Raw genomic sequence first — 11,797 nt, 5'->3', positions numbered from 1 at the left:
CGCCGCACCCTGGCCACCATCAAGGGCAACCTGTTCTGGGCCTTCGCCTACAACGTGGCGGCCCTGCCGCTGGCCGCGACCGGCCTGCTCAACCCGATGATCGCCGGCGCCGCGATGGCCTTCTCCTCGGTCTTCGTGGTCACCAACAGCCTGCGGCTGCGCAGGTTCCGGCAGTCCTGACGGGCCGTCGGCGACCCGCCGGTCAGCGGCCGAGCAGTTCGCCGCCGTTGCAGTGCAGGATCTCGCCGGTGATGAACCCGGCCTCCGCGGAGGCGAGGAAGCACACGGCGGCGGCGACCTCGCCGGACTCGCCGATCCGGCCGAGCAGGGTGCGCGCCGAGCGGCGGGCGACCTCCGCCTCGTCCAGGCGCGGCCCGAAGAACTCGGTGCCCGCCACGGTGCCGGGGGCGACGATGTTGGCGGTGATGCCGGACGGGCCGAGCTGGGCGGCCAGGAAGTGGTTCCAGGCGTGCAGCGAGGCCTTCGCCGCCCCGTAGGAGCCGGCTCCGCGCAGGGCGGCGATCGAGGAGACGGTGATGACCCGGCCGGAGCCGGGCGTGAGCCGGTCGCGGACGGACTCGGTGAGCAGCACGGCGGTCAGCACGTTGCGCTCGAAGTCGCCGCGCCAGCGGGCCAGCACGGCGTGCGGGCCGGCGCCGAACACGGTCTCCCGGCTGCCGGCGTTGTTGACCAGTACGTCGATCCGGGCGGGCAGCGCGTCCAGCGCGGCCTCCACGGCGTCCGGGTCGGCGAGGTCGCACACCAGCGGGGTGACGTTGGGGCCGAGTTCCGCGGCGGCGTGGTCGAGGACCCCGGGACGGCGGCCGACGATCACCACCCGCTCGCCGGCGTCGGCGAAGCGCCGGGCCACCTCAAGGCCGATGCCGGTGCCTCCACCGGTGACGACGACGTTCCTGGCCATAGCGCGCTCCCTCCCTGACCGTTCACCGCTCAGCGGATGGCAGGCGGTCCGTACCGGATTGCCACGATTCCTATCACGCTGGGTTGCGGTGTCTGCGGGGTGGGTGACGCCGCACACCGGGCGTGCGGTGTGATATGCGCTCCGCCGTACGGGTGCGCGGATGCACACGGAGAGTGGAGAGAGGCAACTCACACCCCCCTGGCGTAACTCTGCGCCCCCTGGTACGTCTTACCTTTTGTAGAGCGGGGCTCCGGCGGGCCCCGACGGGTCGTCGATTCGTCGACGGTCCTCGCGCACGGCGCCGGGCCGGATCCGGGAGCCCGGGGATGCTTTGAGCGGCCGTTCCCCACCCGGGGTCGTCCCGGGCGCCGTGCGCCCCACCTCGGCAGCTGCGAAGGGGCCCGGCCCCCGCCCCCTCATCGGGTGGCGGGGCCGGGCCCCTTCGTACTGCCGAGGTTCGCTCAGCGGGCGTCGAGCGGCACGTAGTCGCGGATCTCCACGCCGGTGTAGATCTGCCGCGGGCGGCCGATCCGGCTGGTCGGGTCCTTGATCATCTCGTGCCAGTGGGCGATCCAGCCGGGGAGCCGGCCGAGCGCGAACAGCACGGTGAACATGCTGGTCGGGAAGCCCATCGCGCGGTAGATCAGACCCGTGTAGAAGTCCACGTTCGGGTACAGCTTGCGCGAGACGAAGAAGTCGTCCTTGAGCGCGTGCTCCTCCAGCTTGAGGGCGATGTCCAGCAGCTCGTCGGACTTGCCGAGCTGGCCGAGCACCTCGTGGGCGAGCACCTTGACCTGCGCGGCGCGCGGGTCGAACGCCTTGTAGACGCGGTGGCCGAAGCCCATCAGCTTGACGCCGTCCTCGCGGTTCTTCACCTTGCGGATGAAGGCGTCGACGTCGCCGCCGTCGTTCTTGATCTGCTCCAGCATCTCCAGGACGGCCTGGTTGGCGCCGCCGTGCAGCGGGCCCCAGAGCGCCGAGATGCCCGCCGAGATCGAGGCGAACAGGTTGGCGTGCGAGGAGCCGACCAGGCGCACCGTCGAGGTGGAGCAGTTCTGCTCGTGGTCGGCGTGCAGGATGAGCAGCTTGTCCAGGGCGTTGACCACGACCGGGTTCAGCTCGTAGTCCTCGGCCGGGACGGCGAAGGTCATCCGCAGGAAGTTCTCGACGTAGCCGAGGTCGTTGCGCGGGTAGACGAAGGGCTGGCCCATCGCCTTCTTGTACGCGTACGCCGCGATCGTCGGCAGCTTCGCCAGCAGGCGGACCGTCGACAGGTGGCGCTGGGCCGCGTCGAACGGGTTGTGGCTCTCCGGGTAGAAGGTGGAGAGCGCGCCGACCACCGAGGACAGCATCGCCATCGGGTGCGCGTCCCGCGGGAAGCCCTGGAAGAAGCGCTTGACGTCCTCGTGCAGCAGGGTGTGCTGGGTGATCTCGGTGCTGAACGCCGACAGCTGCTCGGCGTTCGGCAGCTCACCGTTGATCAGCAGGTAGGCGGTCTCGATGAAGTTGGCCTCACCGGCCAGCTGCTCGATCGGGTAGCCGCGGTAGCGCAGGATTCCGGCGTCACCGTCAATGAAGGTGATCGCGGACTTGTTGGCGGCGGTGTTGCCGAAACCGTTGTCCAGGGTGACCAGGCCGGTCTGCGGAAGCAGCTTCGAGATGTCGAAGCCGGCGTTGCCCGCAGTGCTCTCGACGACGGGGTACTCGTACTCGCCGTCCTGGTACCGCAGTACTACCGATTTGTCGCTCACGTCTTCCTCACCGACGAAATTTGATCCTCATCCGACTGCCCTGACTGTCTCAACGATCCCCCACCCGAAGGACGGCCGCGCACCCGGGGGTGACCCCGGAAAGGACCAGGGCCTACAAACTCTGCTGCCGCAGCCGGTGTGAACCGGACAAGATCGGCACCAGACCAGGTTCCGCCCTAAATCTCTTCACGTCAAGACAACCTCTGAACGTACCGTACCTCCTGAACCACGCCCGGCAGCCAATCTGTGGTCCAGCGCGGAGTGCCGCCGGCCGGCGCTCACCGCCCGCACCGCCTGTCCGATCGCCTTCCGGGACCCCACCAGCACCACCAGCTTCTTCGCCCGCGTCACCGCGGTGTACAGCAGGTTGCGCTGGAGCATCGTCCACGCCGACGTCGTGACGGGAATCACCACCGCCGGGTACTCGCTGCCCTGCGAACGGTGGATCGTCACCGCGTACGCGTGCGCCAGCTCGTCCAGCTCGTCGAAGTCGTACGGCACCTCCTCGTCCTCGTCGGTCAGCACCGTCAGTCGCTGGTCGTCCACACTGAGCGAGGTCACGACGCCCACCGTGCCGTTGAAGACGCCGCTGCGCCCCTTCTCGTAGTTGTTGCGGATCTGCGTCACCTTGTCGCCGACCCGGAACGTCCGCCCGCCGAAGCGGCGTTCGGGCACGCCCTCACCGGCCGGGGTGACGGCCGACTGGAGCAGCGTGTTCAGCGCCCCCGCCCCCGCCGGGCCGCGGTTCATCGGCGCCAGCACCTGGACGTCGCGCCGCGCGTCCAGGCCGAAGCGCTGCGGGATGCGGCGGGCCACCACGTCCACCGTCAGGCCGGCCGCGCGCTCCGCGTCGTCCTCCGCGAACAGGAAGAAGTCCGGCAGGCCGTCGGTCAGCGGCGGCAGGCCCTCGTTGATCCGGTGCGCGTTCACCACCACGCCCGACTGCTGGGCCTGCCGGAAGATCCGGGTCAGCCGCACCGACGGGATCGGGCTCCCGGCGGACAGCAGGTCGCGCAGCACCTCGCCCGCGCCCACCGACGGCAACTGGTCCACGTCCCCCACGAACAGCAGGTGCGCCCCCGGCGCGACCGCCTTGACCAGCTTGTTCGCCAGGATCAGGTCCAGCATCGACGCCTCGTCGACCACCACCAGGTCCGCGTCCAGCGGCCGGTCCCGGTCGTACGCGGCGTCCCCGCCGGGCTTCAGCTCCAGCAGCCGGTGCACCGTGCACGCCTCCGCGCCGGTCAGCTCCGCCAGCCGCTTCGCCGCCCGCCCGGTCGGCGCCGCCAGCACCACCTTCGCCCGCTTCGCCAGCGCCAGCTGCACGATCGACTTCACCGTGAACGACTTGCCGCAGCCCGGCCCGCCGGTCAGCACCGCGACCTTCTCGGTCAGCGCGAGCCGCACCGACTGCTCCTGCTCCGGGGCGAGTTCGGCGCCCGTCCGGCTCGCCAGCCAGCCCAGCGCGGCCGGCCAGTCCACGCCCCGGAACCACGGCAGCCGGTCCTCCTCCGCCCGCAGCAGCCGCAGCAGCTGGCCCGCCAGCGAGATCTCCGCCCGGTGGAACGGCACCAGGTACACCGCCGTGACCTCCTGCCCGTCCCCGCCCGGCAGCCGCTCACGCACCACCCCCTCCGCCGCGACCAGCTCCGCCAGACAGTCGATCACCAGCCCGACGTCCACCTGCAGCAGCTTCACGCCGTCCGCGATCAGCCGCTCCTCCGGCAGGTAGCAGTGCCCCTGATCGGTCGACTGCGACAGTGCGTACTGCAGGCCCGCCTTCACCCGCTCCGGCGAGTCGTGCGGGATCCCCACCGCCTGCGCGATCCGGTCCGCCGTCAGGAACCCGATGCCCCACACGTCCGCCGCCAGCCGGTACGGCTGGTTCTTCACCACCCCGATCGACGCGTCCGCGTACTGCTTGTAGATCCGGACCGCCAGCGACGTCGACACCCCGACGCTCTGCAGGAAGACCATCACCTCCTTGATGGACTTCTGCTCCTCCCAGGCCTTGGCGATCATCTTCGTCCGCTTCGGCCCCAGGCCCGGCACCTCGATCAGCCGCTTCGGCTCGTTCTCGATCACCTCCAGGGTCTCCACCCCGAAGCGCTCCACGATCCGCTCCGCGAACCGCGGCCCGATCCCCTTGATCAGCCCCGAGCCCAGGTACCGCTGGATGCCCTGCACGGTGGCCGGCAGCACCGTCGTGTAGTTCTCCACCGTGAACTGCCGCCCGTACTGCGGATGCGAGCCCCACCGCCCGAACAGCCGCAGGCTCTCCCCCACCTGCGCCCCGAGCAGCGCCCCCACCACCGTCAGCAGGTCGTTCGCACCCCGCCCGGTGTCCACCCGCGCGACCGTGTACCCCGTCTCCTCATTGGCGTACGTGATCCGCTCCAGGACCCCCTCCACCTGCGCCAGCTGCACCGGACACCTCACCCGCAATCAGGACACACCGCCGCGAGGAAAGGTACTCCGCCCGACCGACACGACGAGGCCGTTCCGGAAGCATCGCGGCGGCGAGCGGAACGGGGCCGCACGCCGAACGCGCACGACCCCGCCGGCACCGGCCGCCTACTGCGCGCCCTCGCCGAGGCGCAGCAGCTGCGGCACCCGCCGACGCCCCGTCACCCCCTCCAGCGCCGCCGCGCACGGCACCAGGACCAGCAGCGCCAGGGCGGCCGCGGCGATCGACGCCCAGTCCGGCGCGAACGCCGGAGCGCCCGGGCCCGCGGTGAACGCGCGCAGCTCCAGCGCCGGGCCGAGCAGCCACGGCAGACCCAGCCCGAGCACCGTCCCGCCGATCACCGCCGCCGCCATCACCGGGAGCAGCTGCACCAGTTGGACGCCCGCCGCCGCCCGCGCGCCGAGCCCCAGCGTGCGCAGGTACGCGAGCATCCTGCCCCGCTCGGCGGAGCCGAGCAGCAGCTCCAGGACCACCGCGGCGAGCCCCAGCAGCAGGCCGACCGCCGCCGCCGTCCGGAACGCCAACTCCAGCGCGGCGACCAGGCCGTCGTCCGCGGAATCCGCCAACTCCCCCGCCAGGTCCCGCACTTCGACCGGAGCGCCGCGCAGCACCGCACCGCCCGCCGCACCCGCGCCGCCCGCGCCCGCAGTCGCCGCCGACGCCGCCACCACCGCCCGCAGCCGGGCCCCGTCGATCCGCTGCGCGCCGGCCACCGACCCGGGCCGCCCGGGCGCGGAGAACAGCACGGCGGCGTTGCGCTGCCCGGTCTGCTTCGGCAGCCGCTCCGCGGCGGGCCCGCCGAACACCAGCAGCGGCCCGCCGCCGACCTCACCGACCACCGGGCCGATCGCCCGGTCCCGTTCCGCCCCGGCGGGCAGCACGCCGACGATCCGGACCCGGAACCTGGACGCCCCGGCGTCCGCGTCGAACGACCCGTCGGGGAACCGCGCCGCGGTCCGCGCATCGGCCAGCGCGGGCAGTTCCGCACCCGCCACCAGCGGCGCGGACAGACCCGCGGCGGACAGCGCCGCCGCCACCGGGGAGCCCGGCTCCAGCCCGGCCAGCACCGCCTGGTCGACCCCGACCAGACCCACCCCCTTGACCACCGCGCCGTCCTCGTCCGACGTCAACGCCGCCACCCCGCCGCGCACCGGCAGCACCCCGCCGACCCCCGGGACCTTCGCCAACTCCTCCAACGGGAGCGGTCGTTGGGAGGGCCCGAGGACGACCGCGTCACCGCCCGTGCGCCACTCGGCGGCCTCCAGCCGGCCGTGCCGCACCGTCCCCGACACCAGCGCGCCGAACACCGCGCAGGACAGCGCCGGCACCAGCACCAGCAGCGCCGTCGCCGCCGCCGCGGAACGCCGCCCGGCCTGCGACAGGCCCACCAGCGCCACCGTGCCGCGCCGCCGCCGCGCCCACCCCGTCAGCGCCCGCAGCGGCACCGGGTACACCCGCAGCAGCACCACCACCGCCGCCAGACCCAGCACCACCGGAACCAGCGCCAGTTGCGGATCCGGCTCGGCCGTCCCCGGCGGCACCGCACCGCGCAGCCGCAACTGCAGCACGCCCGCGCCCGCCAGCACCAGCACCGCGGCCTCCACCGCCAGCCGCCCCGACAGGCCCCGCACCCGCCTGACGCCCCGCCGCCGCACCGGCTCCCGGCCCGCCCGACGGGCCGCCCGGCCCAGCCACCACACCGCCGCCGCGGGCGCACCCGCCACCAGCACGGCCGCCGCCACCGCCGGCCACCAACCGCCCAACGGCCGCTCCCCCACCAGCGATCCGGACACCAGCCGCCCCACCAGCACCCCCGCCAGGACCGCCGGAACGGCCTCCAGCAGCCGCACCGCCGCCAGCGCGGGCTCCCCCGCCCCGCGCGCCCGCTGGAGCGCCAGCGCCCCCTCCCGGCGCCGCGCCCCGAGCCGTGCCGCGGCCACCGCCGTCGACACCCCGATCGCCAGCAGCCCGGCCAGCGCGAACGACTGCAGCGACACCGTCCGGGCCCGCTGCTCCGCGAACCGCTCCACCACCACCGACAGGCGCTGCTGCACCTGCGGCGGCGTCACCGTCCGCACCCCCGCCGAACACGGCATCGCGTCCGACACGATCTCGCCGCACACCCGGTCCACCGCCGCACGGGTGAACCCCCGCGCCCCGGCCACCAGATCCCGCACCCCCGCGGCCGTGCCGCCGCTCCCCCACGGCTGCTCCGCCACCCCGAACGTCCAGGTCGCCGCCACCGACAACGAACCGCGCGCCTCCAGCGCCTCCAGCCCCGCCGGCGCCACCATCGCCTGCCCGTACCGGACGTACCCGCTCGGCACCGCCGCATCCAACGGCTCGTTCAACAGCGGAAGTTGACGCCAAAGCCGGTCCGCGCCGTCCAGCGGCTCGAACTCGCCGACCACCAGTGCCCCGGTCGCGCCCGTCGGCCCGGACAGCAGCACCTGCTGACCGACCGCCAGCCCGAACCGCTCCAACCCCCTGCGCGACAGCGCCAGTTCGATCGGCGCCTCCTTCGCCGCATCCGGTCGGCCCGGCGCCCGGCCACCCACCCACCGCACCCGGTCCGCAGCATCCTGCGCGTACACCAGCGACACCGACCCGGCATTGCCGTGCGGCCGGGCAACGCCCGCCCCCGACAGCTCCAGACCGCTGCTCTCCGCCCAACCCGACACCCGCACCAGGGCGTGCGCCAACTCCCCCGACGCACCCTGCCGCAACTCCTCCCCGACCCGCGACAGGTCACTGTCCACCGTTCCGAACTGCGGCGCCGTGGACGCCCCCGAGAAGTCCCGCGGCGCCCTCAGCGTCGCCCGCGCCGTCACCAGCGGACCGTCCGCCTGCGCCGAGGCCAACCGGCGGCCCAACTCCTTCGTCGACAGGTCGTCGAACACCGGCGGCCACAGCAGCGTCGCCACCGTCAGCACCACCGAAAGGCCAGCCAGCACCACCAGCACCGGCCACCCCGTCCGGGCCTCCCGCAGCGCCGGACGCCAACCCCCGAACCCGCCGCGCCCGTTCATCCGCTCTCCCCCGCCCGCAGCTCACGCGCCAGATCGACCCGAGCCAGCACCCGCGACAGCACCAGCACCACCGCGCCGACCCCCAGCCCGGTCGCCAGCACCACCAGCGCCGCCCACCCCCAACCCACCGTCAACTCCAGTGCCGGGAACACCGCCCGCCCACCGCCGTCGACCACGATCAACGGCAGCACCACCGCCGCCAGCCCCACCCCCAGCGCCCCGCCCAACAGCACCGAGAAACCCACCACCGCCAACTGCTCCAGCCGCAACACCCCGGCCAACTGCCGGCGCCGCACCCCGATCGCCCGCAGCACCGCGAACTCCCGCCGCCGCGACCGCGCCGAACCCACCGCGTGCACCGTGAACCCGGCCACCGCGAACACCGGCGACAACGCCAACGACAGCACCAGCGCACTGCGCCGACCCGACCGGAACGGGTCCGCGGCCATCGCCGCCACCCGCGACCCGACACTCTCCACCCGACCCAGCCGCGGATCCGCCGCCACCGCCCGCTCCGCCTGATCCATCCCCGTCCTCGACTCCGCGGCCAGCAGCCACGCCTCGTCCGACACCGGCGGCAACCCCAGCCCGGCCCGCGCCGCCGACAACGCCGGCAGATCCACCAGCACCTGCGCCGACTCCCGGTCACCCCCGCCCGGCAACTCCGGCAGCACGCCGACGATCCGCAGCCCGAACTGGTCCTCAGCACCGGCCATCAGCCGCACCTCGCCACCGATCCCGAACCGGACCTTCCGCGCGAACGCCTCGTTCACCAGCGCCGGCACCGCGTACCCGGCCACCGGCATCCCCTGCACCCGCTTCGGCGTCCCCGCCGGCACCAGCCCGAACGCCACCCCGTCCACCGCCCCGCCCTGCACCGGGTCCGCCCCGCGCACCACCGCCGACAGCAGACCGCCCCCCGGCTGCGACACCTCGCACACACCCGCGTCGATCCGCCGCGACTCCTGACCTCCGCCCGGCACACCCGGACACCCCAGGCCACCCACCCGGACATCCCCGCGCGTGACGTTCACCCAGCGCGCCCCGGCCGGCACCGACGCCCCCTCGATCGCCGACACCGTCAGCCCGAACGTCGCCCGCGGAAAGCCCCGCGCCGCACTCCGCAACCTCAACTGCGTGACCTGCAACGGGTAGTTCAACGACCCCGACGCCAACGGCAGCGACACCGTCCGCGCCACGCCGTCCGCCGTCACCTCCGCCTGCACCTCCGTCACCAGACCGCTCGCATCCTCCACCTGCGCCGCCAGCCACACCGGACCCACCCGGTCCGCCGCCGACACCGCGACCCGCACCCGCACCTCCGACGGACGCCCCGCCACCGGCATCCCGTGCACCGGCACCTCGCCCCGCAGCAGCGCCAACTGCTGGGACAGCGAGCCCCGTTCCAGATCCGACCGGACGGCCGGCACCGCATGCACCCACGCCCCCGACGCCATCCGCTCCGGCGTCGCCAACGGCCGCACCACCGCCGAATCCACCGCCAGCACCGACAGCTGCACCCCCTGCACCTGACCCGCCACCGAGGCCACCGGCGTCACCGCCGCCACCCCCGGAATCCCGGCCAGCGCCGCCCGCCGCACCCCCGACGGCAACTCACCGCCCGTCACCCGCAGATCCGCCCCCAGATCGAACGCCGCCCGATCCCGGTCACTCGTCCCCTCCCCCGCGACCGCCGTCGTCGTCAACGCCCCCACCGCCAGCGCCAACGCCATCAACAGCACCGGCGCCGCCTGACCCGCCCGGCCACGACTCACCTGCCACCCGCTCAACGGAGCCACCAGACCCCGACCACGACGCGCCAACGACTCCAACGCCCGCCCCAACGGCGGCAACAACCTGAGCAACAGCAACGCCGCCGCCACCGTCATCACCACCGGAGCCGCCACCAGCACCGGATCGAACCCCACCGCACTCGACGCCGGACTCAACAAGCCCTCGTACTGCCGCAGTTGCCAGTACGCCAGGACCGCCACCGCCGCCAGCACCAGGTCCGCCCCGGCCCGCTGCGCCACCGCCCTCCGCGGACTGCGCGACGGCGTCTCCCGCTCACCGCCGTCCGCCGTCCACACCACCGGCAGCAGCGCCGCACAACCGTGCAGCACCAACGCCACCCCGGCCACCGCCCACGCCGCCGCACCCGCCGCCTCCGCGGCCGCACCCTCCACCGGCAGCCCCAGCCGCTCCAGCACCCGAAGCAACGGCCCCGCGACCCCCACCCCCAGCAGCGCCGCGGGCACCGTGCACAGCGCCCACTCCAGCGCCGCCCCACCCAGCAACCTGGTCCGGCCCGCACCCCGCGCCAACTGCAACAGCAGCTCCGCCCGCCGGAACTCCGTGAGTTGACGCGCCGTCAGCACCATCGTCACCGCCGACAGCACCGCCAGCATCGTCACCGGCACCAGCATCCCCGACCGCGCCACCATCATCGGCGACCGCAGATCGTTCAACGCCGCCGGCAGGTCGCTCACCGCCCGCACCCCCTGCAACGACGGCTCCGCCCCCCGGAACACCGCACGGGACGCGTCACCCCCCGTCAACCGCTCCACCCGCTCCCGCAGCAGCCCCAGCCCCTCCGGCCGCAACTGCCCCGGCTCCGGCACCGCCGTCCACTCCACGTCCACCTGGTCGTGCAGCAGCGGATGCGTCCGCAGCAACTCCTGCGACGCCAGCGCCAACCCCGCCGGCGAATCCACCGACGACGACGCACCCCACGCCCGCCACCACCGCTCGGCCCCCGGCAGCTCCCGGTACACGCCGCTCACCGTCACCGACAGCACCCCGCCTCCGGACAGCGCCAACGACACCCTCGCCCCCGGCGACACCGCCAGCCAACGCGCCGCGCTCTCCGACAGCGCCACCTGCTCCAACCCCGTCGGCCACGCCCCCTGCGCCAACTCCGCGACCCGCTGCGGCTCCGCCACCGCCAACGGCACCACCGCCAGGCCCAGCGACGAGGTCTCCGCCCCCGCCGCCTTCGGCAACGGCGTCCGCAACGGCATCGACCCGTGCCACACCTGGTCGATCTCCGCCCGCATCCCCGGCAACGCCCGGTGCAACGCCGCCCGCACCTGCGGATCCGCGGCCACGTCCCCGCCCTCGGCGTACCGCCCCGACACCGACACCGACAGCCGCTCATCCGCCGCCAGCCGGTGCCGCATCCCCTGCGTCACCGCACTCCCCGTCAACGCCGTCAGCGCGGCCAGCACCGCCACCGCCACCAGCACCGTGACCGCTGCGGCCCCCAGCACCACCCCGTGCTGCCCCGCCCGCCGCACCCCCGCGGGCACACCCCACCCGTCCGACCCCATGTCCCCCGAAGTCCTTCCGCCCGCCGATGGTCTGGACCAATCTTGTGACGGGCAGTCTGCCGTCAACACCCCACCCAGACAACAACCCGGCGATCACGGACCGGACTCGTTCTGCGGCGGAACGGTCCGTCGTTCCACGGGTGCCGGCGAAAAAGCTCCGGAAACGCGAGAAAGCCCCCCGCCGTGAGGCGGAGGGCTTTCCCAGAATAATTGTTCGGCGGCGTCCTACTCTCCCACAGGGTCCCCCCTGCAGTACCATCGGCGCTGTGAGGCTTAGCTTCCGGGTTCGGAATGTAACC

5 protein-coding genes, 1 rRNA gene and 1 pseudogene are annotated in these 11,797 nt (G+C 73.8%); 1 reads left to right on the top strand and 6 read right to left on the bottom strand.

Going from position 1 to position 11,797, the window contains the following annotated elements; genetic code table 11:
- Window positions 1-180: pseudogene (locus ACFV1L_RS35840) on the top strand (haloacid dehalogenase); the annotation flags it as partial.
- Window positions 181-202: 22 nt separating this feature from the next.
- Here the strand turns inward: ACFV1L_RS35840 and ACFV1L_RS35835 are convergent.
- The 6 genes from ACFV1L_RS35835 to rrf all read right to left on the bottom strand — a co-directional run.
- Window positions 203-922 (bottom strand): SDR family NAD(P)-dependent oxidoreductase, encoded by a 720-nt coding sequence (locus ACFV1L_RS35835; RefSeq protein ID WP_380374366.1) that lies wholly within the window; start codon window positions 920-922, stop codon window positions 203-205.
- Window positions 923-1,383: 461 nt separating this feature from the next.
- The gene (locus ACFV1L_RS35830) at window positions 1,384-2,673 is read right to left on the bottom strand and encodes a citrate synthase (RefSeq protein ID WP_380374364.1); all 1,290 of its coding nucleotides are present in this window, start codon (window positions 2,671-2,673) and stop codon (window positions 1,384-1,386) included.
- Window positions 2,674-2,859: 186 nt separating this feature from the next.
- Window positions 2,860-5,100, bottom strand: coding sequence for an ATP-dependent RecD-like DNA helicase (locus ACFV1L_RS35825; RefSeq protein ID WP_380374361.1), 2,241 nt, complete (start codon window positions 5,098-5,100; stop codon window positions 2,860-2,862).
- 147 nt (window positions 5,101-5,247) lie between these two features.
- On the bottom strand, window positions 5,248-8,169 hold the full coding sequence (locus tag ACFV1L_RS35820) for a hypothetical protein (protein WP_380374359.1): 2,922 nt from the start codon (window positions 8,167-8,169) through the stop codon (window positions 5,248-5,250).
- Entirely contained in the window at window positions 8,166-11,498 is a 3,333-nt protein-coding gene (locus ACFV1L_RS35815) for an FtsX-like permease family protein (RefSeq protein WP_380374356.1), read from the bottom strand. The genes ACFV1L_RS35820 and ACFV1L_RS35815 overlap by 4 nt, the downstream gene beginning before the upstream one ends.
- 212 nt (window positions 11,499-11,710) lie before the next feature.
- Window positions 11,711-11,797: ribosomal RNA gene (gene rrf, locus ACFV1L_RS35810) — 5S ribosomal RNA — on the bottom strand; the annotation flags it as partial.

Origin of the sequence: Kitasatospora sp. NPDC059646, from assembly GCF_042734615.1 — a bacterium.
Classification (GTDB): domain Bacteria; phylum Actinomycetota; class Actinomycetes; order Streptomycetales; family Streptomycetaceae; genus Kitasatospora.
Note: the sequence above shows the minus strand (reverse complement) of the source record. Positions and strands in the feature narration are given on the sequence as shown.